Consider the following 22,408-nt stretch of genomic DNA (forward strand, 5'->3'; position numbering starts at 1 on the left):
GCTCCAAGTGCTTCACTTTCGGCTACCACCGGACCTACGCGGCAGTGCCGATATGCGCCCAGCGAAGATCCGCGGGAAACGTACTTGTTAGCGCTAACACATCATGCTATTGCGCCTCCGACCAGATAGGCTAACGAAAGCCGGACCTGACAGGAGCCGCCCATGACCCTGAACACGCGCCTTGCAGAGATCACCGACCGGATCGTGCAGCGCTCGGCAACAACGCGCCGCGCCTATCTGGACCGGATCGCCGAAGCGGCTGAGGCGGGACCGGCACGCGCACATCTGAGCTGCGGCAACCAGGCCCATGCCTATGCCGCCATGGGTGGGGACAAGGCCGATCTGGCGGCGGGACGCGCGCCGAATATCGGGATCGTCACCGCTTATAACGACATGCTTTCGGCCCATCAGCCCTACGAGGATTACCCGAAGCTGATCCGCGACACTGCCCGGCGCGCGGGTGCGACCGCTCAGGTCGCGGGCGGCGTTCCGGCAATGTGCGACGGGGTCACGCAGGGTCGCGACGGAATGGAACTGTCGCTTTTTTCCCGCGATGTGATCGCGTTATCGGCGGGCGTGGCGCTCAGCCACAACTGCTTTGACGCCGCGCTCTTCCTTGGCATCTGCGACAAGATCGTTCCGGGCCTCGTGATCGCTGCGGCGACCTTCGGCCATATCCCCGCAGTCTTCGTTCCGGCCGGACCGATGACGAGCGGTCTGCCCAATGACGAGAAATCGAAAATCCGCAACCGCTTCGCGGCCGGGGAAATCGGGCGCAAGGAACTGATGGAGGCCGAAATGGCGGCCTATCACGGGCCCGGCACCTGCACTTTCTACGGCACCGCGAACACCAACCAGATGCTGATGGAATTCATGGGGCTGCACCTGCCGGGCGCGAGCTTCGTCAATCCGGGCACGCCGCTCCGCGACGCCCTGACCACGGCCGCGGTCGAACGCGCGGCAGCGATCACCGCGCTTGGCAACGATTACCGGCCCGCGGGTGAGATTCTGGACGAGCGGGCCTTCGTCAATGGCATGGTCGGGCTGATGGCGACCGGGGGATCGACGAACCTCGTGATGCATCTGCCGGTCATGGCGCGCGCTGCCGGGATCGCACTCGAATTGCAGGACTTCGCCGATATCTCGGCAATCGTTCCCCTGATGGCGAAGGTCTATCCGAACGGCCTTGCCGACGTGAACCATTTCCACGCCGCCGGCGGGCTTGGATTCATGATCGGCGAATTGCTGGAGGCTGGGCTACTGCATGAGGACGTGCGCACCATCGCGGGTGACGGGCTCCGCCGCTACACGCAGGAACCGGCGCTTGCAGACAATGCGCTGATCTGGCGCGACGGGCCGAAAACCTCGCTCAACGACAAGATCCTGCGCCCGGCTGGGCAGCCCTTTGACGCACAGGGCGGATTGAAACAGCTATCCGGCAATCTCGGGCGCGGCGTGATCAAGGTCTCTGCCGTGGCGCCAGAGCGTCACGTGATCGAGGCCCCGGCTCGCGTTTTCGCCGATCAGGAAGAGGTCAAGGCGGCATTTGCGAAGGGCGAATTCACGACCGACACCGTGGTCGTCGTCCGTTTCCAGGGTCCACAGGCCAACGGCATGCCGGAACTGCATTCCCTGACGCCGATCCTTTCAGTCCTGCAGGACCGGGGACTGAAAGTCGCGCTTGTCACCGACGGCCGCATGTCGGGGGCGAGCGGGAAGGTCCCGTCGGCGATCCATGTCAGCCCCGAAGCGGCGGCGGGTGGCCCGCTTGCGCGGCTTCAGGATGGCGACATCGTGCGCCTCGACGCGGTATCCGGCACGATTGAAGTCAGGAATGTCGATCTGGCAGCGCGCCAGCCCGTCACACCCGACCTCTCGCTGAACCGCTTCGGCACGGGCCGCGAGCTTTTCGAAACCTTCCGTCGCCATGTCGGCCCCGCGACCGATGGGGCATCCGCACTGCTTTGACGTTCGGCCGAACGCTTACTGACCCGCCACAAACCCCGCCTGAAAGGAACCAGCGATGACCCCAGCCGAGCAAAGCCGCCACGCCGCTGACATCTGCGCCCTTGCGCCGGTCGTTCCGGTTCTGGTGATCGACGACGCCGGCAAGGCCGCCGACCTGGCACGGGCACTTGTCGCAGGTGGCCTGCCTGCGCTGGAAGTCACGTTGCGCACGCCTGCCGCGCTCGACGCAATCCGCGCAATGGCCGAAGTGCCGGGTGGGGTCGTCGGGGCGGGCACCCTATTGACGCCAGAGGACGTGAAGGCCGCGAAAGCTGCAGGAGCCCGGTTCGGTGTCTCGCCCGGCGCGACGGACCGTCTGCTCGCGGCTTGCGCCGAGGAGGACCTGCCGCTTCTGCCCGGGGCCGCGACGGCAACAGAAGTGATGGCTCTGCTCGAGAAGGGTTACACCGTGCAGAAGTTCTTTCCGGCCGAGGCATCGGGGGGGGCGAAAGCGCTGGCCGCGATTGGTGCCCCCATCCCTCAGGTCCGGTTCTGCCCGACAGGCGGCATCGGCCCCAGTAATGTCCTCGACTATCTGAGCCTGACGAACGTCCTCTGCGTTGGCGGCAGCTGGGTCGCGCCAAAAGAGATGGTCGTGGCAGGTGACTGGGCTGGGATCGAGGCGCTTGCGCGTAAGGCCGCGGCGCTTGCCCGGTAGATCCTAACGCGTGGTTTCGGCGCCGCGAAGCGCCCTGAGCAGGGTCTGCGTCGTGCCGGCCCTGTCGCCGATCATGAGCCAGGCGACTATGAACAAGAGGGTAACCACACCAAGAAATGCCAATGGTCCTGCCGCCTCGGGCGAGTGGATACCCAGCGATAGTGCCAGCCGAACCGCCATATCAACGGGCGCAGCCGCGGTCACAGCAAACAGGAATGCATAGCGACCGCGGTTGCGTCTAAGATCGAGAACTCGCAAAACCGGTTCGGTCCCACCGCGACCGACACAGGCGAGGCTACATGCCATCGCCGCGCCGGTCGCAATAACGAAGGCCAGGAACCCGACCCCAAGAAGGATCATACCGGCATAACCAGGTATCCGAGGCGCCGCGAGAAACGCGAGGAGGAGGGCTAGGCCACCTCCGGGTACAAAGAACAAAAGGAACACTCGTAAGACGCAAGCAGCACGCGAAGACTCGGACATCGATAACCTCCGTAAGGAAGATCATCGCCGATCAATTTGTCACCGAAATGGCCCCGGAGAGGTCCCGAGGCGGCAATTCTCCGACCTTTTCAACCCTCGGGATTGTAGCCTGGCTCAGAGATCGCCCGAACGTGGCACGCGGGCATTTCGGCCCCCACGGCGCACCGGGGTGGCCGGGGCAGTGAGTCCCGCAGTCAGAACCGCAGTCATCGGATGGTCCGGCCAGTCCGGCCCATAGTGAGACAGAAGAACCCGGATCGCCTCGGCCGTCTCGACCCCCGGTTTCAGGCTCAGCGCCCAGTCGAGGAAGATCGAGCGGCATTCTGACGCCTTGATCCCCTCGATCGCATAGCTTTCGCGGACCAGCCCCTTGGGGTCCGCCAGTGACATTTCCATGACTTTCCTCGCCATCGGTGCGCCCTGTTCGCCTGCTACCCCCCGCCGGTTTCCGGTTGCTGGAGGCATTGCGCGATAATCGACGCAGCGCGCGCGGTGTGGCCTTCCAGCCGCGACGCCATCTGGTCAAGTTCCGACGCACCCGTCTCGCGCATGAGGAACGTCCGCCCGCCTTCACCGATCGCATCCATATCAAGCGGACCTTCAGTCAAAAGCCGCCCGCCCGCCTGTAGCCGCCAGAGGAACCGATAAGCTTCCTGCAGTGCCGCCTCGTCCTCTTTCGCCAGATGCCCGGCGCGGAGCCCGGCGCGAAGTTGCGCTTCCACTCTTCGGGCGGGGACGGCGGTGCGGAGTGCGCAGGCTTGCGCCAGCAGCTCGATATCCTGCAAGCGGCCGGGGCCGATCTTGGCCTCCCACGCGCCATCGGGCGCCTTTGCCGCGAAAATGCGGTCACGCATCTCGGCCACATCGGGCAGAACGCGATCCTCAGCCCCCTTCGCGTTCAGGACTTGCTGGCGCGCGGCTTCCACCTCTTCGGCCAAGGCAAAGTCCCCTGCAACCGCCCGGGCGCGGGTCAGCGCGAGGTGTTCCCAAGTCCAGGCCTCCTCCATCTGATAGCTGGTGAAGGACTGGATCGAGGTCGCGACCGGCCCCTGACGGCCCGAGGGGCGAAGCCGCATATCGACCTCGTAGAGCCGACCGTCCGCCATTGGTGCCGAAAGACCCGTCACCAGCGCTTGCGTCAGACGGGCATAATAGGCTCGCGCCGCCAGCGGGCGCGGACCGTCTGAGGCCTCCACCCCGTCCGCATCATAGATCACGATCAGGTCGAGGTCGGAATGCGCGTTGAGCCGTTCGGCGCCCAGCGATCCCATACCAAGCACAACCGCCCCCCGCCCCGGCGGTGCGCCATGCTTGCGCGAAAACTCCGCGACGCAGACCGGCCATATTGCGGCGAGGATCGCCCCCGCCAGATCGGCATATTCGCGCCCCGCCTGCCCCGCGTCGATCAGACCGCGCAGATGGTGCACACCGATGCGGAAATGCCATTCCCGCGCCCAGACCCGCGCCGCACCCAAACGCCATTCGTAATCGTCGCGTTCCGCCAGACGATTGGTCAACGCCTCGGTCAGCGGTCCGAGCCCCGGCCAAGGTGCAAAAAAATCGCCTCCCAGCACGGCATCCAGCACGGCGGCATTGCGCGAGAGATAGGCGGCTAGGCCGGGCGCCGTAGCACAGATATCGACGATCAGATCGATCAGCTGCGGGTTTGCCTCAAAGAGCGAGAAAAGCTGCACACCCGCAGGAAGACCCGACAGGAAGCCATCGAATTGCCGGAGCGCCTCCCCCGGGCTCGCCGCACGGTCGAGGCGCGACAGGATCTCTGGCTGTACCCGTTTGAAGATTGCGACCGCGCGTTCGGACCGCAAGGCGGGATAGGAGCGCCAGCCATCGACGATCTCCTGCATCTCGGGCGTCATTTCGGGGCCGCTGCGTTCCTCACCCGGGGCGAAAAAGCCTTCGGTCAGCTCCGCCACCCGTTCAAGCCGTTCCTTCAGTGCCTTGCGAAACGCGTCGGTATCCCCCTCGCCGCACATCCGGGCAATGCGGTCGAACTCCTCCGGCATCGTCGGCAGGTCATGGGTCTGAACATCCCCCACCATCTGCACACGATGCTCGATCTCGCGGTGCGCCCGGTAAAGAGCGGTCAGGTCCTCCGCATCGGCATCTGGCACCCAGCCCTTGGCGGCAAGGGCGGCAAGCCCGCCCACGGTGTCGCGGGCACGCAACGAGGGGTCGCGCCCTCCAGCGATGATCTGCCGGGTCTGGGTGAAGAACTCGATCTCACGGATGCCGCCCGCCCCGAGTTTCATATTGTGGCCTTCCAGCACAATTGGCCCGTGCAGACCCTTATGCTCACGGATGCGCAGGCGCATGTCATACGCATCCTGAATGGAGGCGAAATCCAGATGCCGCCGCCAGACGAAGGGTGTCAGCGTTTTCAGGAACCGCTCACCCGCCGCGAGATCACCACCGCAGGGCCGCGCCTTGATATAGGCGGCTCGCTCCCATGTCCGCCCCTGCGCCTCATAATACTGTTCCGCTGCCGCCATGGAGATACAGACAGGCGTGACCGAGGCATCGGGACGCAGGCGCAGATCAGTTCGGAAGACATAGCCGTCGGCGGTCAGGTCCGACAGCATCGCCGCCATCTTGCGCACCACGCGGATGAAGGCCGCGCGTGCCTCCTGCACATCGTCGGGATCATATCGGGTCTCGTCAAAGAGGCAGATGAGGTCGATGTCGGAGGAGTAGTTCAGCTCCCCCGCGCCCATCTTCCCCATGGCAAGGGCAACGATCCCGGCGGCCGTGTCGGCATCCCCGGGCTCGGCTCCGAGCACCTTGCCGCGCCTTATCTCGTCTGCGGTGAGCACCCTTAACGCGTAATGCACGGCGGTATCGGCAAGCTGCGTCAGCGCGCCCGTGACCTGCTCCAACGGCCACACTCCACCGAGATCGGCGAGCCCCGCCAGAAGCGCCACCCGGGCCTTGGCCTGCCGCAACTCTGAGCCAAGCTGATCGGATGCAAGATCGTCGATCCCGGCCAGCGCCGTATCGAGCGCATCCTCGGGAGAGACTGCCAATGCCTGTTCAAGCCAGTCCGCCTGCCGTTCCATCAGTCCCGTCAAATACGGGCTGCACCCCGCTGCACCTTCCAGCAGCTCCCGCAGTTCCGGGGCAAGCCCGGCGAAACGGGTTTTCACCTCCGCGGCCCGGTCAGGCTCAAAGGCGATCGGCGTGCGAGTCATGCGGGCGGCGAATGTCATGGTCTGACACTAGCGTGCCGCGTTGCGGCGTCAACGACCGGCAGGAAGCCGCCCTTGCAATCCCGTTTGGGCCATGACTTCCTTTCCCCCAAAAGCAACGGGAAGGCGACGAATGAGCAAGAGTTTGAAACGGGTACGCACGGCACTCGACGCGGCGGGTGTCCCGGCCGAAATTCTGGAAATGCCCGGAGAAACGCGCACTGCTGAACAGGCGGCCGCGGCTGCGGGATGTGCACTTGACCAGATCGCGAAGTCGATCATCTTCCGGGGCGAGGTAAGCGGCCATGTCGTCCTGTTCCTGACCGCTGGTGGCAATCGGGTCGATCCTGCCAAGGCAAGCATCGTCGCGGGGCAGGCACTTGGCCGGGCCGATGCCGATCAGGTCCGCGCGGAAACCGGTTTCGCGATTGGTGGAGTGGCGCCCCTGGGGCATCTCTCGCCCATCACCAGCTACTTCGATCCACGGCTCCTTGAATTCGACCGGGTCTGGGGAGCGGCGGGCACGCCACGCCATATCTTTCCGATTGAGCCCAATACCCTGTTGCAGATCACCGGCGCGACGCTGGCGGATTTCACCTGAACCCTCCGCGACCGGAATGTAAAAAAGTTTTACATCACCTCTTGACGATACCGGTCAAAGCCCCAATCTTGGGTCATGTGAAAGACATTTACATACCTTCAACGGAGGAACGCATGTCCACTATCGCCGCCTGGCCTTCACGGGCCGAAATGTGGCTCGACGAACGCGGCAAGGGCGCCTGGATCGCTGCAATGGTCCTTGGCTTCATCTTTTTCTGGCCCGTCGGTCTCGCCCTTCTTGCCTATATGATCTGGAGCAAACGCATGTTTTCGAAAGGCTGCGGCTGGAGCCGCAACGACGCCCACCACCACATGTCGCGCTGCCATGCGCGCCGCCACGGCTTCCGGTCGTCCGGCAACACCGCCTTCGACGCTTACAAGGCCGATACGCTTGACCGGCTGGAACGCGAGCAGGATGAGTTTGAGACCTTCCTCAAGCGCCTGCGCGAAAGCAAGGACAAGGCCGAGTTCGACCAGTATCTCGACGAACGGGCCCGCGCTGCGCAAGAAACCGATCCCGGCGCCGACGACGTGACGACCGACCGGTCAGGTTCCGGAGCTTACTGAACCGCAGCATTGAACAATCCCGCCCGGGCGGCCCGATTTGGGGCCGCCCGATGCGTTTCCGGGGTCGGCTGCTCCGGGTCGCGACTCAGCACTTGGCGGATTCGAATCCGCTTGCTAACGTCGCCCTGCACCATCGAGCCGATCGCGACCATGCGTCATACACTGCCCATAGCGCCCCAGTTTTATGTGACGGCACCACAACCCTGCCCCTATCTGGATGGCCGGTCAGAGCGGAAATTGTTCACGGCACTTCAGGGTGAAAATGCCGAAAAGCTGAACGACGCGCTTTCCAAACAGGGCTTCAGGCGGTCGCAGAACGTGCTTTACCGGCCCTCGTGTTCGGAATGCTGCGCCTGCCTTTCCGCACGGATCAGGGTCGCGGATTTTACACCGAACAAAAGCCAGCGCCGCACGCTTCGGCGCAATGCCAATCTCAGGCGCGAGGCGACGAGCCCCTGGGCGACCGAGGACCAGTACGCACTCTTCCGCCGCTACCTCGACAGTCGCCACGCCGATGGCGGCATGGCCGACATGGACATCTTCGAATTCGCCGCGATGATCGAGGAAACGCCGGTCAAGAGCCGGGTGGTCGAGTATAGCTCCCCGCCCGAGGCCAAGGGCGGACGCCGGTCGCTGACGGCGGTTTGCCTGACCGATGTGCTCGATGACGGACTGTCGATGGTCTATTCCTTCTACGATCCGGACCGGATCGGTGACAGCCTGGGCACCTATATCATCCTCGACCATGTGGAGATCGCCCGACGTGCCGGGCTTCCTTACGTCTATCTCGGCTACTGGGTGCCGGGCAGCCGGAAGATGGGCTACAAGGCGGGGTTCCGCGCGCTCGAAATCTACAAGAACGGTCATTGGCAGGATATCGGCGAGCCGGCGGATCATTCGTCCGAGACCCATCCGCTTTCCGTCGATCCGATTGCCGAGCAGGTGGCCCGCATCGCCCTACCCGAAAGCCGTCCGGTAAAGAACGGCCTGTGAGAGGTGTACGCCCCCTCAAAAGCGATCCTGACCGTCGTGCTGTGATATGCGTCGCAGCCTGTTTCCTGATCCGGTGGCACGCACCCACCCAATCGTTGCCACGCAGATGAATTCGAACACAGAGGGAGGAAGACCATGATCGAGAAAGTCCTTGTTGCCGTCGATGGCTCGGCCCATTCACTTAAAGCGGTGGAATATGCGGCGGAAATCGCGGGTGCCTGCAGAGCCAAGCTTTCCATCCTCACGGTGCTGAAGCCTCAGAAGGTCCCGAAAGTCTCGGAAGAACTGCGTAAATACGCGCAGTTGGAGCATATCGACAACGCCGATTACGAGGCCATAAAACTCTTGTCGAGCGACCTGCTGTCCCATGCTGCGGACGTCGCCAAGAAACACGGTGCAACCGAGGTCGAAACCGCGGTCGAAACCGGGCCGGTCGCCCGGACCATCGTGAACACCGCCGTTAAGAAGAAAGTCAGCATGATCGTCATCGGATCACGCGGCCTCGGCAATATCGAAGCGACGTTAAGGGGCGGCGTTTCGCACCGTGTCGAATTGCTGGCAAGTTGCCCGGTATTGACCGTCAAATAAGACCGGGTCGGGGGCGATGACGCCCCCTTCCCCTTCGCATCAGTTGTTCGGCAACAGGTCCGGCACGATCGTCACGATGCCCGGGAAGGCCCAGAGAATGCCAAGCCCGATCACCTGGATCAGCACGAACGGGACAATGCCGCGGTAGATCATGCCGGTCGTCACGCTCGCAGGCGCCACACCGCGAAGATAAAAGAGTGCGAAACCGAAAGGTGGCGTCAGGAACGAGGTCTGCAGGTTGACCGTGATCATGATCGTCACCCAGGACGGGTCATAGGTACCGCCATAGATGACCGGCCCGACAATCGGCACGACGATGTAGATGATCTCCAGGAAGTCTAGGACGAAGCCAAGCACGAAGAGCACCAGCATGACGATCAGGAAGGCGGTCCATTCCTGTTCAAACGAGCGCAGGAAGCTCTGGATATAGTGCTCACCCCCGAACGAGATCAGAACAAGGTTCAGGATCTGCGACCCGATCAGGATGGTAAAGACCATTGAGGTGACCTTGGCGGTTTCCCGCACCACCGGCCCGAGAACCGAGCTGCGGAGCAGCACCCAACAGGCATAGAGGATGCCGAAGAGCGCAAAGAAATATGCCCCGCGCGCGGCGTAGAAGGCGATCTGATCCTCCAGCGGCACGTCGGACCGGGTGATCCGGAGGTCGAAATTGATACCGATCAGGATCATGATGATGACAGCAAAAGACGTGGCGAGGATAATGACGCCGCTTTTCTGTTGCTCATGCAGCTTGCGGTAGGCGGCAAGGAGAAGCGCGCCGCCAGCCCCGAGTGCGGCCGCCGGTGTCGGGTTAGTGATACCGCCGAGGATCGAACCGAGAACGGCGATGATCAGCACCAGAGGCGGAAAGACAACGCGGATCAGGTCGTTGTGCGACATGCTCTTCGCCGCCGCCGCGCAGCCATAAAGCGCTATGGCCATCGGCAGTGCGAGGGTCACAAAGGTCTGCCCGGAAGTGGCCGTGACAGGGATGAGGACAATGTCGGCCAGAAGGCCGAGTAGAAGTCCCCCGGCCCCAATCAGAAGCGGCTTCGGATCGGCTGTGGGCGAGACACCGCGCGCTGTGGTCAGGATAAGGCCGAGGAGGACGAGAAGCACCGCAACACCGGTGCCTACAGGCGCGGCATCGTCGATCTTCGCGGCAAGCGCCGTTTCAAGCTCTTCGGCGGTACGGCGATGGCTGGACGCAACCCCACCAGCCGCGTCGATCTCTGACTGCTGGGCGACGGCCGCATCCCAGGCTTCCTGACCGTGCAGCTCGATCATCGAGGCCTGACACTGCTCCGACACCCGTGTGCGTAGGCTCGCAGCCTGACCGGCATCGGTGAAGCTGTCGACCGTCAGGCTTTGGCTGCCGACGAATCCGACCTGCGCGGCCAATATCGTACCACCGATGAGCGCGACCGGGGCCAGCACGAACCAGCGCATGGCGTCCGAACGGGTGACTACCTCACCCCCAACCGGCTCGAGCGAAACCGGCGGCGCTTTCTGCGGATTGTAGAGTGCAAAGCCGAAAGCATAGAGGCCATAAAGACCCGCAAGCATGATCCCGGGCAGCAGCGCCGCCTGAAAGAGCGTACCGACCGACAGGACGGCGGCCTCGCCGAGATAGGTCAGCGCGTCGGAACAGCCCGCGGCACTGGCACGGATCTCCTGCCCAGCGGCGTAGAGGTCGCCGGCGAGGGTGCCGAGAAGCACGATGACGATGGAGGGCGGAATGATCTGCCCGAGCGTGCCCGAGGCGGCGATGACGCCAGTGGCGAGTTCCGGCGAATAGTTGTTGCGAAGCATCGTCGGCAGCGACAGTAGGCCCATCGTCACGACGGTGGCCCCCACGATCCCGGTCGAGGCGGCAAGGAAGGCACCAACGACCACAACCGAAACCGCCAGACCGCCCGGCAGCGGCCCAAAGACCCGCGCCATCGTGGTCAGAAGCTCATTGGCGATCTTGGAGCGTTCAAGCGTAATGCCCATCATGACGAACATGAGAACGGCCAGCAGCGTCTCGATCGACTGACCGGCAAAGACCCGTTCGTTCATCCGGTTGACGATGAAGCCCAGATTGCGGTCCATCGCCAGTTCCCAGCCGCCGGGAAATAACGCCTCAGTGGCGCGTGGCAGATCGGGATAGGTGAATTTCGATATCTCTATCTCGGGTATGCCCTGCGCCAGAAGCGCCTGATAGCCCTCGGATCCCCGGTCGACGAATTCGTGGACCAAGAGGCCGGAACTGTCGAGCGCGGCGAGGATGCCGAAGGCGATGACGCCCGCGCCACCCAGCGCGAAGGCCACAGGAAAGCCCGAAAGAATGCCCGCGAAGAGGCAGAGGAAGACGATGATCAGACCGATCTCGACGCCGTCAAATCCCAGAAACATGATCCATCAGCCCCTTAATGCGTGCCTTCGTAGGCTTCTTCGCCCTGCCCGAGCGTGTCTTTGTCGAGATAGCGCCCCTCGCTTTCCGGTCCTTCGAGGAATTCCAGAAGCGAGCGCCAGAAGAAGGTCATCGCATGCAGAATCGTCAGGCCGACAAAACTCAGGATCAGAACCTTGAAGAGGAAGTAGGCGTCAAAGCCGTTGGGGCTGAAGCCGATGGTTTCCACCTTCCAGCGGACCGCGCGCGCCTTCATCAGGAGTTTGTCGAGGTTGTCCGAGGCCGAGGAGTTCGGCACCACCATGACCCGCCAGAAGAAGAACCAGGCGAAGAGCCAGGTCAGGAATGCGGCAGGCAGCATGAAGAAGAGCGAGCCGAACATGTCGATCAGCTTCTTCGTGCGGTAGGAAACGCCTGAATAGATCAGGTCCACACGCACATGGCCGCCCTGAATGAAGGTGTAGGTGACACAGAGCGCGACGATCATCGCGTTGTAGAGCTTCAGCTCCTCCGACCACCAGCTCAGGTCCTTGGTGAACCCGATGCCGAACAGCCCGAACTCGATCTGCGCGACCGAGAAGATGCGTTGCAGAAAGACGATGACGATCTGCTGGATGACCATGATCAGCCCGACCCATGCGGTGATACGGCCAAGACCATTGGCGAACGCCTCAAGCCCCCTCACATAGGCCCACATGACCGGATGGCGAAGAAGGCCGATGACGGTCAGAATGACGAAAAGGACGAGGACGACGAACAGGAACTCTTTCGAACTGCCGTAATAGATGAACCGCATCAGCGATTCCTTGGCCTCTGGCGTCTCCAGCTTGCCGATCTCACCAACCCAGGCCAGCCATGAAGCGGGGTTGGTCAGGGCGTGAAAGACGTTGGCGAAAGCATTCAGAATGTTGGCGAAAAGCCAGGTGATGGCGTCGACCATCGCATCCCCCTTTGGTTCCGGTGGCCGTTTGCCAGCCTTTCCGGAGATTGCCCCCGGCCGGAAGGCCGGGGACGTATCTTTACAGAGTCAGGCTTTGCTTAGCCGAGCACGCGGTCGCGTTGCGCGGTATAGGCGCTGTCCGACAGCTTGATCCACGCCGAAGAGGACTTCATCGAGGCGAAGTAGCTGTCGTAGATATTCTTATAGAGCTCGTCGCCCATCTTGGCAGGGTCAGTCAGAACCTCGTTCGCGGCTTTTCCGAAGGCATCCCAGACGGTGTCAGGGAATTCGAGCGTCTTGACGCCCGCGGCCTGCAGCCGCGACAGCGCGGCGGCGTTGTTGGACAGGAACTGCGCGAGGTTGTGCTGATGCGCCTCACCAGCCGCGATCTCGAAGATCTTCTGTTGGGAGGGGGTCAGGCTGTCATAGACCTCTCGGTTCATGGCCAGCGACAGACCCGAACCCGGCTCGTGGAAACCAGCGGTGTAGTAGAACTTGGTGATTTCCTGGAACCCGGCCTTTTCATCGGCCCAGGGGCCGATCCATTCGGTGCCGTCGATCGCACCCGATGCTAGCGCCTGATAGACCTCGCCGCCGGGCAGGTTCTGCACCGATGCACCGAGCTTGCCAAGCGCCTCGCCGCCAAGCCCAGGCATCCGGAACTTAAGCCCGGCGAAGTCCTCGGGGCCGTTGATCTCCTTATTGAACCAGCCGCCGGCTTGCGCACCGGTGTTGCCGCCGAGGAAGGACTTCAGGCCAAAGATCTGGCCAAGTTCGTCGTGGAATTCCATACCACCGCCGTGGTAATACCAATTCACCAGTTCCTGAGCGGTCATGCCGAACGGAACCGACGTAAAGAACGCGTATCCGGGATGCTGGCCCACGAAGTAATAGTCAGCACCATGATACATGTCGGCCTGACCCGAGGTCACGGCGTCGAACACTTCGAACGCCCCGACAAGCTCGCCTGCCGCCTTTAGATCGACTGTCAGTTGCCCGTCGGTCATCGCGGTGATCATGTCGGCACCGCGCTGCGCGGCATCATGCACGCCGGCAAGGCCGCGGCCCCAGGTGGTGACGAGTGTCAGGGTGCGGTTGCCCTGCGCGTACATCGGCGCGGCAAGCGCGGTTGCCGCCGCGGCAGTGGTGCCGCCAAGGGCCGCTTTCGTCAGGAATGAACGACGATCCATTCAGATATTTCCTCCCAAGATTCGTCCGCCCGCGTTCCGGGCGGATCGTTGAAACTGACGGGAGACTAGCTGCGGAATTCTACCGTGGGAATACCGACTACTGCGTAGATGGGCGCGGTTTTTGACCGAACACGGTGCCCTGCCTTCCGCTCGGTGCGCGAATTGACCTGCGGATGACAGACGGTCATTGTCAGAGGCGAATCACCGGGAACGGCAATCGGGAACTGGGCGGATGCGGGCGCGGCTGGGGGCATTGCGACAGGCAATCCGCCTCAACTACGGACAGAAGATTTATCTGATCGCAACGCTGCCGCTCGTCTTCGCGGCAACCGCGATTGCGCTGCTGGTTGCGCATCAGTCCCGCGAACTGGCGCAGCGCGAAATCGCGGGGCTTGAGGCGCAGCTGATCTCGGTGAAGAAGGAAGAACTGAGGAACTATATCAGCCTCGCGCGCACTGCCTTCGGCGGCATCTATGGCAATGCCCTGCCCGACGACGTGCAAGCGAAAAAAGAAGTCGCACAGATCCTTGCTGCGATGCTCTACGGGCAGGACGGCTATTTTTTCGTCTACGACTATGATGGCAACAATATCGTGGCGCCACGCCAGACCTGGCTGATCAACCGCAACTGGGCGGGGCTCGGCGATCCGCAGGGCACGCCCGTCGTCGACGAACTGATCCGCATTGCCCGTCAGGGTGGTGGTTATCACTCCTATGTCTGGCCAAAACCCTCGACCGGCAAAGATGCCCAGATGATCTCATACGTCGTGGGGCTGCAGGATTGGCGTTGGGCCGTCGGAACCGGGGTTTTTGTTGACGACATCCTCGCCTCGGTCGCGGCCGCGCGGGCCGAGACGGAGGACCGCATCGGTCGCACCTTCCGATGGATCGCCGCCATCGCGGTTGGCGCGGTCCTGCTGGTGTTTACGAGCGGCATGAGCATCACGATCCGGGAACGGAGGCTGGCCGATGCCAAGCTGAAGAAACTGACCCAGCGCATCATCGACACTCAGGAAGAAGAGCGTGGCCGCGTTGCCCGCGAACTGCACGACTCGATCTCTCAGATCCTTGTGGCGGTCCGCTACGCGCTGGAACTTGCCCGCCGCCGCCTTTCGCTCGGGGACGCGCGCGCGGGCGAAAGCCTTTCGGCGGGGATCGACAGCCTTAATGGCGCCATTGGCGAGGTGCGCCGGATCAGCCGCGACCTGCGGCCCGGCGTGCTGGATGATCTCGGCCTCGGCCCCGCACTTCAGACCCTGATGGAGGATTTCGGCAAGCGCACGGGGATGGAGACCGATTTTGAGACTGTCGTATTCCGCAATCGGCTGGATCAGGATGCCAAAATCGCGCTCTACCGCATCGCACAGGAAGCGCTGACCAACGTCGAAAAGCATTCCGGCGCGACCAAGGTCAGGCTTCTGGTGCGCGGCCACAAACAGGGTGCCATGATGCGGATCGAGGACAACGGGCGCGGCATAGCGGCGTCTCGCGAGAGCGACGCCGCAGATGGCGGTCTGGGTCTGAGAAACATGACGGAACGGATGGAGCAGTTGAACGGCTCGCTCCGCGTTCTGTCGTCCAGAACCGGCACCGTGATCGAGGCGCAGGTGCCGTTGTCACATATGCTTCAACCCGCCGGGCAAGCCCCAAAGAAGAAGGACAGCGCATGACCTCCCCCACACGCGTTCTCATTGTCGATGATCACCCCATGGTGGCCGAAGGCATCCGCGCCATTCTTGAATCCTATGACGACATCACCGTCGTTGGCACGCTGGGAAACGGGCAGGAGGCGATCGACCAGGCCGAGGCTCTTGCGCCCGATGTGATCCTGCTCGACCTTAACATGCCGCAGGTGAACGGGTTGTCGGCGACGGAAATCCTGCTGGAGCGCAATCCCGAGACGCGCATCCTGATCCTGTCGATGCATAACAGCCCGGAATACATTTCCACCGCGCTGCGGCACGGCGCGGCGGGTTACGTCCTGAAGGATGTGCCAACCGAGGAGATCAAGGCGGCCATCGGCCGGGTGATGGCGGGGGAACGCTACCTCTGCACCGGCGCGACGGCGAGCCTGAAGCCCGCGACGACGGATGGGCGCGAGCCGCTCACCGACCGCGAACAGACCATCCTTTTGCAACTGGCGCAGGGCAAGTCGAACAAGGATGTGGCGGCGGAGTTGGATATCTCGGTCCGCACGGTCGAGACGCATCGCAAGAACATCAAGCGCAAGCTTGGTATCGCCACGACGGCGGGGCTGACCCGCTATGCGATGGAACATGGCGTTCTTCAGGGAACGGGGCACTGACCAGCACCGTCTCGGCGGGCATCGAGCCCCCCTCACCGGGCGGCCGCGTTCCGCGCCGCTGCCTCCGGCGGGAGTATTTTGGGACAGAAAGTGAACATATGCACTTTCTGTCTGCAAATACTCGCGGGGGTGAATGCGCCCGGAACGGGCGCAGAGGGGGCAGACGGCCCCCTGCCGCTGCTGATACTCTAGCCGCGCTGGGTCAAAAAGACGCCGATGGCCATGAGGCCAAGGCCTGCCGCGCGCATCGGCGTGATCTGTCGCACGATCGCGCCCATCAGGCCGAACTGGTCAATGATTGCGGCTGAGAGGAGTTGGCCCAACAGGACGCAGGTGATCGCATTGCCAAGCCCGAAGCGCGGCGCGACCCAGGTGATCGAGAGGACATAGAAGGCAACGAGGAGGCCGGCGAGGAAGAGGTGTTTCGGCTGGCCCGGAGCGGCGGCAAGCGCCGAGGTGCCACCGGTCGCGATCATTGTCAGTGCCGCGCCCGCGAAAGCAACGGTGAAGAGGATGGCGGCAGCGGCGGCGGGCGAGCCGATCCGCACACCGAGCCGAGCATTCAACGCGGCAAGGATCGGAATGCCGATCCCGGCCAGAAGCATGATTGCCGCGTATCTGAGTGTGTCCGCCGTCATCCGCCCCGCCTATCCCTTTCCGAGCGCCCGGAATGCCTCCACGGGCAGCCCGCCAACACCCCAGTTTTCCAGCGCCACCTCGTCGATCACCACATGCGTGGTCGCCGGGTTCTTCTTGAGAACGCGGACAAGAAGGTCCGTCACCCCCGCGATCAGCTCAGCCTTTTGTTCACCCGTCGCGCCTTCGCGGGTGATCTTGATATTGACGTAAGGCATTGTCCATCCTTGCTTTCAGTTCGTGCGCTCTTCCCAGTGGAAGACCTTGGAGATGATCTGCCAGCGCCCCTCGTCGAGGATCAGCGTCAGGCAGTCGGTGAAGTATCGCGGCCCGATGGCGCAATTGACCTGCGCGGTGGCGGTGACCGGTCCGGCGAAGGCGATGCCGACGATCCGGTCAGCGCGTGCTTCGTTGCGCGCGGCGGGTGCTTCGCGGGCCTCGACGATGGGAAAGTACTCCGCCATCGTGCGGTAGATCAGCGGACCCTCTGTTGCCGAGACATAAATCGCTTTCGGGTGGAAGACACGGGCCAGAAGGCCCGCGTCACTATGGTAAAGGCCGTCGAAATAGTCCCGAAGGACGGCCTCAACGGCGGCAAAATCCCCGTCCATTATGCGAGGCCTTCGGCTTTGAGCGTCGCCTGCGTCGCGGGCCGCCCGGCAACGCGGGTGACGAATTCCTTCAGACGCGGCCAACTGTCCAGCGGAATGCCGGTAAAGTTGGCCCAGTTGGTCACCACGAAGGCATAGGCATCGGCAATCGTGAAGTTCGCCCCGGTCAGATAGGCGCGGCCATCGGACAGTTTTGCCTCCAGCCAGTCGAACTTCTTATGCACGTTCTCTTTCGCGGTCGCTTTCGCTGCATCGTCGCTTGCCGGGTTGAAGAGCGGGCTGAAGGCCGGGTGGAGTTCGGAGCTGACATAGGTCAGCGCCTCGTTCACCCGGGCCCGCGCCATGGTTCCGGCCTTCGGAGCCAAAGTCTCGGCCCCTGCGGCATCAGCCACGAATTGCAGGATCGCCGGGCCTTCGGTCAGGATATCGCCCTGATGATCGAGAACCGGGACTTTGCCCTTGGGATTGACGGCAAGAAAATCGCCACCGGACGCGGTTTTCTTCCCGGCATTGTCGATACGTTCGGCCTCGAAAGGTTGACCGATCTCGGTCAGGACGATGTGCGACGCCATGGAGCAGGCGCCAGGGGAATAATAGAGTTTCATGGGGACCTCTTCTTGGGGTTTCAGTGCAGAGGTTACATAGACTCATTTAGTAACTATTGGAAACCATAGATCTTGAAGTAACCTGCATTTTGAGGTAACCGTCCGGTAACCCGGAGACCCAGATGCCGCTGAAACGCCGAAAGAATTCCGCCCCAAACCCGCTCTGCCCGCTTTCATCCTGCATGGCGCTTATCGGCGCCACCTGGACGCCCAATGCGATCTGGTACCTTTCCGGCGGACCGCGCCGGTTTTCCGAACTGAAGGCGGATATGAAACCCGTATCGGCAAAGGTGCTGACGCAGCGTCTTCGCGAGATGGAAGAGAACGGCATCATCACGCGCCGGGTCGTGCCGACCTCGCCGCCTTCGGTGGAATATGAGCTGACAGATCTGGGGGCTGAGCTTCTGCCCGCCATCCGCGCGATTGCCGAAATTGGCATGAAGCTGAAAACGAAGAACGGGACCGAGGCGGCAGGATGACCTGAATGCAACAAAGGGGGCTGCCGCTCCGTCGCCCCTTGCATTCGCGCACTTCACACCGATGTTGGGGTGAACAGCCCCGGAGTGCATCTTGACCTATGTTCTGTTTCTCCTCGGCCTCGTCGGTCTATTTCTGGGTGGCGAGGTACTGATCCGGGGGGCTGTCGGCGTCGCGCGGCGCTTTCATGTGCCACCCTTGATCATCGGGTTGACGATTGTCGGTTTCGGCACCTCGACACCGGAACTGCTCGTGGGTCTGCAGGCGGCCCTTGCGGGGGCGCCGGCACTGGCCATCGGCAATGTGATCGGCTCGAACATCGCCAACATCCTCCTGATCCTCGGATCTTCGGCCCTGATCGCCGCAGTTCCGCTGCCGCTGCCCACGATGCGACGAGATTTCGCGGTAATGATCGGCGCGACACTTGTGCTCTGGCTGATGCTGGCGGGTGGCACGGTCACACGGACCGAAGGGTTGTTTCTGGTGGCTGCATTAGGCGCGTATCTCTGGCTGTGCCTGAGGAATGCCGCCGGATCGGAACCGCCCGCCACCGAAGAACCGCCGCGCCCGGTTTGGCAAAGCGTCGCGATGGCGCTTGGCGGGCTTGTCATCCTGATGATCGGTGCACGGCTTCTGGTTGACAGCTCGACCGAGATCGCCCGCGCTTTCGGCGTGAGCGAAGCGGTGATCGGACTGACAATTGTCGCTATCGGCACATCACTGCCCGAACTCGCGACTGCCATCATCGCCGCCCTGCGCGGGCATTCGGAAATCGCTGTCGGCAATATCCTCGGCTCGAACGTCTTCAACATCTTCGGCATTCTCGGGGTGACGGCGACGGTCACGCCCATACCTGTCGAACCACGTTTTGTCGGGCTGGATATGGCGCTCGCACTCGCGGCCGCGCTGGCGATGCTGGGGTTCGCCGCGCTGCCTGGGCGTGTCGGCCGGGCGGGCGGCGTGGCGCTCTTGGCGGCCTATGCGGGCTATATCGGGCTCATGAGCGCCGGTTGACCGCTGCGCAAAGGGCACTGCCACCTTCACACGAGCGGAACTGGCGCGGCCATGCCCCGGTCGCCACCCTTCAGAATCGTGTTTCTTTCTCAAACAGCCGCAATAATGGAAATAAAAGAAGCCGGATATCCAGCCGGGCGACATAATATTGCGCATTTTGGCGGTTGACGCCCCTTGGAACCCTGAATAATGTCCGCTGCACAGCAGCAATGGGACCCGGGCGAATGGCTTCGTTCCTCGTACTTGTAAGGACATGGCGCATGGGCCGGTAACGGTTGACCATAATGGTTCCCATGCGCCCCGGATCGGATCCGGGGCTTTTTGTTGCTATAGGAACGACAGGGACGGAGAAAACGGATATGTCGCGGCAGATGACCGGTGCGAAGATGGTGGTTCAGGCGCTCAAGGATCAGGGCGTCGATGTGGTCTTCGGCTATCCCGGCGGCGCGGTGCTGCCGATTTATGACGAGATCTTTCAGCAGAACGACATCCGCCACATCCTGGTACGGCACGAACAGGGCGCGGTGCATATGGCCGAGGGCTATGCGCGCTCGACCGGCAAGCCGGGCGTCGTGCTCGTCACGTCCGGCCCCGGCGCAACGAATGCGGTTACGGGCCTGACAGACGCGCTGATGGACTCGATTCCGATCGTCTGCCTCACCGGGCAGGTGCCGACCTTCATGATCGGCACCGACGGGTTTCAGGAGGCCGATACCGTCGGCATCACCCGCCCCTGCACCAAGCATAACTGGCTGGTGAAGGATACGAGCAAGCTGGCCGATACGATCCATCAGGCCTTCCATGTCGCGACCAAGGGCCGCCCCGGTCCGGTCCTGATCGACATTCCGAAGGATGTGCAGTTCGCGACGGGCACCTACACAGCGCCGCGCGAGGCGAAGGTCAACCATTATCAGCCGAAGGTGAAGGGCGACCTTGCCAAGATCACCGAACTGGTCGCGCTGATGGAAAAGGCCGAGCGGCCCGTCTTCTATACCGGCGGCGGCGTGATCAATTCCGGCCCCGGCGCCAGCCTGCTTTTGCGAGAACTGGCTGACGCCACAGGATTCCCGGTGACCTCGACCCTGATGGGGCTTGGCGCTTATCCGGCGTCTGGCAAGAACTGGATCGGCATGCTGGGCATGCACGGGCTTTACGAGGCCAACCTTGCCATGCATGGCTGCGACCTGATGATCAATCTCGGCGCGCGGTTCGATGACCGGATCACAGGCCGCATCCCCGATTTCAGCCCGAAATCGAAGAAGGCGCATGTCGATATTGACCCCTCCTCGATCAACAAGGTGATCCATGTCGATATCCCGATCACCGGCGATGTCGGCCATGTGCTGGAAGACCTGATCAAGGTCTGGAAATCGCGCGGCCGCAAGGTGAACAAGGATGGGCTCGCCAAATGGTGGGGTCAGATCGAACAGTGGAAGCTGAAGCGCTGCCTTTCCTACAAAAACTCCGACAAGATCATCAAACCGCAATACGCGTTGCAGCGGCTTGAGGAACTGACCAAGGGCCGCGACCGCTACATCACAACCGAGGTCGGTCAGCACCAGATGTGGGCCGCGCAGTTCCTTGGCTTCGACGCGCCGAACCGGTGGATGACCTCCGGCGGCCTTGGCACGATGGGCTATGGCTTCCCCGCCTCGATCGGCGTGCAGGTCGCGCATCCCGATGCGCTGGTGATCAATGTCGCCGGTGAAGCCTCATGGCTAATGAACATGCAGGAAATGGGCACCGCGACCCAGTTCCGCACGCCGGTGAAGCAGTTCATCCTGAACAACGAACGGCTCGGCATGGTGCGCCAGTGGCAGCAGTTGCTGCACGGCGAGCGCTATTCGCATTCGTGGAGCGAGAGCCTGCCCGATTTCGTCAAGCTGGCCGAGGCCTTCGGCTGGAAGGGCATTCAGTGCAAGGACCCGAAGGACCTCGACGACGCGATCATGGACATGATCGACTTCGACGGACCGGTCCTGTTCGACTGCCTTGTCGAAAAGCATGAGAACTGCTTCCCGATGATCCCGTCGGGCAAACCGCATAACGAGATGCTTCTGGGTGACGCCTCAACCGAGGGCGCGATCCAGGCGGGTGGCGCGGTGCTCGTCTGAGCCCCCGGGGGCCCTGCCCCGGACCCCCGGAGTATTTTCAGACAGAAAGTGAAAGCAGGAACTGAGATGTCCGCACTGAAGATCAAGAAAGGCGCTTCCAGCCATTCCGCCTATGACCTGCGCGACCCGAATGCCGAGGTGATCGGCTCGCATACGCTGGCTGTCATGGTTGACAACGAGGCGGGCGTGCTTGCGCGCGTCATCGGGCTTTTCTCGGGGCGCGGTTACAATATCGAGAGCCTGACCGTGGCCGAGGTGGATCATGAAGGTCACCGGAGCCGTATCACGGTCGTCACCACCGGCACGGCGGCTGTGATTGAGCAGATCAAGGCGCAGCTTGGCCGTCTGGTGCCGGTCCATGAGGTTCATGACCTGACGGTCGAAGGCCCGTCAGTGGAACGCGAACTCGCGCTTTTCAAGGTGGCGGGATCGGGCGAGAAGCGGGTTGAGGCGTTACGGCTGGCCGACATCTTCCGCGCCAATGTGGTCGACTCGACGCTCGAAAGCTTTGTCTTCGAAATCACCGGCACACCGGAAAAGATCGACGCTTTCGCCGAACTGATGCGTCCGCTCGGTCTGGTCGACGTGGCCCGCACCGGGGTCGCCGCACTGGCGCGCGGCGCCTGAGAAACGCGGGGCCCCTCCAATCGGCTGGGGAAGGGAAGAGTGGCAGGGCCCCGCGCCCGGGCCTTAGCTGTCCGTGGTCAGCGTGCCCGCCTCGACCGCGGCGGTCAGCTCGGCCTCATCCACCGCGCCGTCGGCATTGGCATCGATTGTGACGAACGTATCCTCGGTCGCACTCGGATAGATCACCTGAAGCTCTTCGAGGGAAAGCGCTCCGCTGCCGTCGGCATCGAGCTCGGTCATGCTCTGGGCAAAAACCATTCCGGTCGTGGCAAGCCCGAAGGCGAGGGTGAAGGCGAGTTTTTTCATCGGATAGTCTCCTTGGTTCATCCGTGATCAGGAAGGCCGCCTGTCGCGGCCCTCACATGTCAGGACGCCGGCGGACGGGGTTTATTCCCG

The 22,408-nt window shown here is 62.7% G+C and carries 23 protein-coding genes; 12 read left to right on the plus strand and 11 right to left on the minus strand.

Annotated elements, in window-relative coordinates; all coding sequences use genetic code 11:
* The first annotated feature begins 162 nt into the window (after positions 1-162).
* Both edd and eda read left to right on the plus strand, forming a co-directional pair.
* Positions 163-1,968: a phosphogluconate dehydratase gene (edd, locus tag QKW60_RS05310; protein WP_282367049.1), complete on the plus strand. Its 1,806-nt coding sequence runs from the start codon at positions 163-165 to the stop codon at positions 1,966-1,968.
* Positions 1,969-2,023: 55 nt separating this feature from the next.
* A complete protein-coding gene (gene eda / locus QKW60_RS05315) occupies positions 2,024-2,665 on the plus strand; it encodes a bifunctional 4-hydroxy-2-oxoglutarate aldolase/2-dehydro-3-deoxy-phosphogluconate aldolase (protein WP_282367051.1) in 642 nt (213 codons plus the stop codon).
* 3 nt (positions 2,666-2,668) lie between these two features.
* On the opposite strand, the gene QKW60_RS05320 is transcribed toward eda, so the two are convergent.
* The 3 genes from QKW60_RS05320 to QKW60_RS05330 form a co-directional block, all read right to left on the minus strand.
* On the minus strand, positions 2,669-3,025 hold the full coding sequence (locus tag QKW60_RS05320; RefSeq protein WP_282367053.1) for a hypothetical protein: 357 nt from the start codon (positions 3,023-3,025) through the stop codon (positions 2,669-2,671).
* Positions 3,026-3,262: 237 nt separating this feature from the next.
* Entirely contained in the window at positions 3,263-3,544 is a 282-nt protein-coding gene (locus tag QKW60_RS05325; protein WP_282367764.1) for a hypothetical protein, read from the minus strand.
* Between the two features lie 35 nt (positions 3,545-3,579).
* Entirely contained in the window at positions 3,580-6,372 is a 2,793-nt protein-coding gene (locus QKW60_RS05330) for a [protein-PII] uridylyltransferase family protein (RefSeq protein ID WP_282367055.1), read from the minus strand.
* 112 nt (positions 6,373-6,484) lie between these two features.
* On the opposite strand from QKW60_RS05330, the gene QKW60_RS05335 reads away from it, so the two are divergent.
* From QKW60_RS05335 to QKW60_RS05350, 4 genes are all read left to right on the plus strand, one after another.
* Positions 6,485-6,952: a YbaK/EbsC family protein gene (locus tag QKW60_RS05335; RefSeq protein WP_282367057.1), complete on the plus strand. Its 468-nt coding sequence runs from the start codon at positions 6,485-6,487 to the stop codon at positions 6,950-6,952.
* Positions 6,953-7,065: 113 nt separating this feature from the next.
* Entirely contained in the window at positions 7,066-7,518 is a 453-nt protein-coding gene (locus QKW60_RS05340) for a DUF2852 domain-containing protein (RefSeq protein ID WP_282367059.1), read from the plus strand.
* Between the two features lie 150 nt (positions 7,519-7,668).
* A complete protein-coding gene (locus tag QKW60_RS05345) occupies positions 7,669-8,511 on the plus strand; it encodes an arginyltransferase (protein WP_263740361.1) in 843 nt (280 codons plus the stop codon).
* Between the two features lie 135 nt (positions 8,512-8,646).
* On the plus strand, positions 8,647-9,099 hold the full coding sequence (locus QKW60_RS05350; protein WP_282367060.1) for a universal stress protein: 453 nt from the start codon (positions 8,647-8,649) through the stop codon (positions 9,097-9,099).
* A gap of 39 nt (positions 9,100-9,138) precedes the next feature.
* Here QKW60_RS05350 and QKW60_RS05355 read toward each other — a convergent pair whose 3' ends face one another.
* From QKW60_RS05355 to QKW60_RS05365, 3 genes are all read right to left on the minus strand, one after another.
* A complete protein-coding gene (locus QKW60_RS05355; RefSeq protein ID WP_282367061.1) occupies positions 9,139-11,496 on the minus strand; it encodes a TRAP transporter large permease in 2,358 nt (785 codons plus the stop codon).
* Positions 11,497-11,510: 14 nt separating this feature from the next.
* Positions 11,511-12,434, minus strand: coding sequence for a TRAP transporter small permease subunit (locus tag QKW60_RS05360; protein ID WP_282367063.1), 924 nt, complete (start codon positions 12,432-12,434; stop codon positions 11,511-11,513).
* A 98-nt stretch (positions 12,435-12,532) separates the two neighbouring features.
* A complete protein-coding gene (locus QKW60_RS05365; protein ID WP_282367065.1) occupies positions 12,533-13,624 on the minus strand; it encodes a TRAP transporter substrate-binding protein in 1,092 nt (363 codons plus the stop codon).
* 232 nt (positions 13,625-13,856) lie between these two features.
* Here QKW60_RS05365 and QKW60_RS05370 point away from each other — a divergent pair, with 232 nt between their 5' ends.
* Together QKW60_RS05370 and QKW60_RS05375 are read left to right on the plus strand one after the other, a co-directional pair.
* Complete coding sequence (locus QKW60_RS05370; protein ID WP_282367067.1) at positions 13,857-15,293, plus strand: cache domain-containing protein; 1,437 nt, start codon at positions 13,857-13,859, stop codon at positions 15,291-15,293.
* On the plus strand, positions 15,290-15,928 hold the full coding sequence (locus tag QKW60_RS05375; protein ID WP_282367069.1) for a response regulator transcription factor: 639 nt from the start codon (positions 15,290-15,292) through the stop codon (positions 15,926-15,928). The genes QKW60_RS05370 and QKW60_RS05375 overlap by 4 nt, the downstream gene beginning before the upstream one ends.
* Positions 15,929-16,116: 188 nt before the next feature.
* Here the strand turns inward: QKW60_RS05375 and QKW60_RS05380 are convergent, their stop codons facing one another.
* Genes QKW60_RS05380 through gstA form a run of 4 tightly spaced genes read right to left on the minus strand, consistent with a single transcriptional unit; the run spans position 16,117 to position 17,780 of the window.
* Positions 16,117-16,566 (minus strand): DMT family transporter, encoded by a 450-nt coding sequence (locus QKW60_RS05380; protein WP_282367070.1) that lies wholly within the window; start codon positions 16,564-16,566, stop codon positions 16,117-16,119.
* Between the two features lie 9 nt (positions 16,567-16,575).
* Positions 16,576-16,782: a tautomerase family protein gene (locus QKW60_RS05385; protein ID WP_282367071.1), complete on the minus strand. Its 207-nt coding sequence runs from the start codon at positions 16,780-16,782 to the stop codon at positions 16,576-16,578.
* A gap of 15 nt (positions 16,783-16,797) precedes the next feature.
* Positions 16,798-17,175, minus strand: coding sequence for a nuclear transport factor 2 family protein (locus tag QKW60_RS05390; RefSeq protein ID WP_282367072.1), 378 nt, complete (start codon positions 17,173-17,175; stop codon positions 16,798-16,800).
* The gene (gene gstA / locus QKW60_RS05395) at positions 17,175-17,780 is read right to left on the minus strand and encodes a glutathione transferase GstA (RefSeq protein WP_282367073.1); all 606 of its coding nucleotides are present in this window, start codon (positions 17,778-17,780) and stop codon (positions 17,175-17,177) included. The genes QKW60_RS05390 and gstA overlap by 1 nt, the downstream gene beginning before the upstream one ends.
* Before the next feature lie 122 nt (positions 17,781-17,902).
* On the opposite strand from gstA, the gene QKW60_RS05400 reads away from it, so the two are divergent.
* From QKW60_RS05400 to ilvN, 4 genes are all read left to right on the plus strand, one after another.
* Positions 17,903-18,259: a winged helix-turn-helix transcriptional regulator gene (locus QKW60_RS05400; protein ID WP_282367074.1), complete on the plus strand. Its 357-nt coding sequence runs from the start codon at positions 17,903-17,905 to the stop codon at positions 18,257-18,259.
* Between the two features lie 91 nt (positions 18,260-18,350).
* Positions 18,351-19,271 carry a calcium/sodium antiporter gene (locus tag QKW60_RS05405; RefSeq protein WP_282367076.1) on the plus strand — a complete coding sequence of 307 codons (921 nt, stop codon included), beginning with the start codon at positions 18,351-18,353 and terminating at the stop codon, positions 19,269-19,271.
* 359 nt (positions 19,272-19,630) lie between these two features.
* The gene (locus tag QKW60_RS05410) at positions 19,631-21,385 is read left to right on the plus strand and encodes an acetolactate synthase 3 large subunit (RefSeq protein WP_282367078.1); all 1,755 of its coding nucleotides are present in this window, start codon (positions 19,631-19,633) and stop codon (positions 21,383-21,385) included.
* 66 nt (positions 21,386-21,451) lie between these two features.
* Positions 21,452-22,012, plus strand: coding sequence for an acetolactate synthase small subunit (gene ilvN, locus QKW60_RS05415; RefSeq protein WP_263740375.1), 561 nt, complete (start codon positions 21,452-21,454; stop codon positions 22,010-22,012).
* Positions 22,013-22,075: 63 nt separating this feature from the next.
* On the opposite strand, the gene QKW60_RS05420 is transcribed toward ilvN, so the two are convergent.
* Positions 22,076-22,318 carry an EF-hand domain-containing protein gene (locus QKW60_RS05420; RefSeq protein ID WP_282367080.1) on the minus strand — a complete coding sequence of 81 codons (243 nt, stop codon included), beginning with the start codon at positions 22,316-22,318 and terminating at the stop codon, positions 22,076-22,078.
* Positions 22,319-22,408: the final 90 nt, after the last annotated feature.

This window comes from Albidovulum aestuarii, from assembly GCF_029961185.1.
Lineage (GTDB): Bacteria > Pseudomonadota > Alphaproteobacteria > Rhodobacterales > Rhodobacteraceae > Albidovulum > Albidovulum aestuarii.

Excerpts from the sequence above, each read along its gene's own strand:
- QKW60_RS05355 (WP_282367061.1), bottom strand. The coding sequence starts at position 11,496 with ATGTTTCTGGGATTTGACGGCGTCGAGATCGGTCTGATCATCGTCTTC.
- QKW60_RS05325 (WP_282367764.1), bottom strand. The coding sequence starts at position 3,544 with ATGGAAATGTCACTGGCGGACCCCAAGGGGCTGGTCCGCGAAAGCTAT.
- QKW60_RS05365 (WP_282367065.1), bottom strand. The coding sequence starts at position 13,624 with ATGGATCGTCGTTCATTCCTGACGAAAGCGGCCCTTGGCGGCACCACT.
- ilvN (WP_263740375.1), top strand. The coding sequence starts at position 21,452 with ATGTCCGCACTGAAGATCAAGAAAGGCGCTTCCAGCCATTCCGCCTAT.
- QKW60_RS05345 (WP_263740361.1), top strand. The coding sequence starts at position 7,669 with ATGCGTCATACACTGCCCATAGCGCCCCAGTTTTATGTGACGGCACCA.
- QKW60_RS05350 (WP_282367060.1), top strand. The coding sequence starts at position 8,647 with ATGATCGAGAAAGTCCTTGTTGCCGTCGATGGCTCGGCCCATTCACTT.
- eda (WP_282367051.1), top strand. The coding sequence starts at position 2,024 with ATGACCCCAGCCGAGCAAAGCCGCCACGCCGCTGACATCTGCGCCCTT.
- gstA (WP_282367073.1), bottom strand. The coding sequence starts at position 17,780 with ATGAAACTCTATTATTCCCCTGGCGCCTGCTCCATGGCGTCGCACATC.
- QKW60_RS05360 (WP_282367063.1), bottom strand. The coding sequence starts at position 12,434 with ATGGTCGACGCCATCACCTGGCTTTTCGCCAACATTCTGAATGCTTTC.
- QKW60_RS05380 (WP_282367070.1), bottom strand. The coding sequence starts at position 16,566 with ATGACGGCGGACACACTCAGATACGCGGCAATCATGCTTCTGGCCGGG.
- QKW60_RS05330 (WP_282367055.1), bottom strand. The coding sequence starts at position 6,372 with ATGACATTCGCCGCCCGCATGACTCGCACGCCGATCGCCTTTGAGCCT.
- QKW60_RS05400 (WP_282367074.1), top strand. The coding sequence starts at position 17,903 with ATGCCGCTGAAACGCCGAAAGAATTCCGCCCCAAACCCGCTCTGCCCG.
- QKW60_RS05375 (WP_282367069.1), top strand. The coding sequence starts at position 15,290 with ATGACCTCCCCCACACGCGTTCTCATTGTCGATGATCACCCCATGGTG.
- QKW60_RS05320 (WP_282367053.1), bottom strand. The coding sequence starts at position 3,025 with ATGATCCTTCTTGGGGTCGGGTTCCTGGCCTTCGTTATTGCGACCGGC.
- QKW60_RS05370 (WP_282367067.1), top strand. The coding sequence starts at position 13,857 with ATGCGGGCGCGGCTGGGGGCATTGCGACAGGCAATCCGCCTCAACTAC.
- QKW60_RS05385 (WP_282367071.1), bottom strand. The coding sequence starts at position 16,782 with ATGCCTTACGTCAATATCAAGATCACCCGCGAAGGCGCGACGGGTGAA.
- QKW60_RS05420 (WP_282367080.1), bottom strand. The coding sequence starts at position 22,318 with ATGAAAAAACTCGCCTTCACCCTCGCCTTCGGGCTTGCCACGACCGGA.
- QKW60_RS05390 (WP_282367072.1), bottom strand. The coding sequence starts at position 17,175 with ATGGACGGGGATTTTGCCGCCGTTGAGGCCGTCCTTCGGGACTATTTC.
- edd (WP_282367049.1), top strand. The coding sequence starts at position 163 with ATGACCCTGAACACGCGCCTTGCAGAGATCACCGACCGGATCGTGCAG.
- QKW60_RS05335 (WP_282367057.1), top strand. The coding sequence starts at position 6,485 with ATGAGCAAGAGTTTGAAACGGGTACGCACGGCACTCGACGCGGCGGGT.
- QKW60_RS05340 (WP_282367059.1), top strand. The coding sequence starts at position 7,066 with ATGTCCACTATCGCCGCCTGGCCTTCACGGGCCGAAATGTGGCTCGAC.
- QKW60_RS05410 (WP_282367078.1), top strand. The coding sequence starts at position 19,631 with ATGTCGCGGCAGATGACCGGTGCGAAGATGGTGGTTCAGGCGCTCAAG.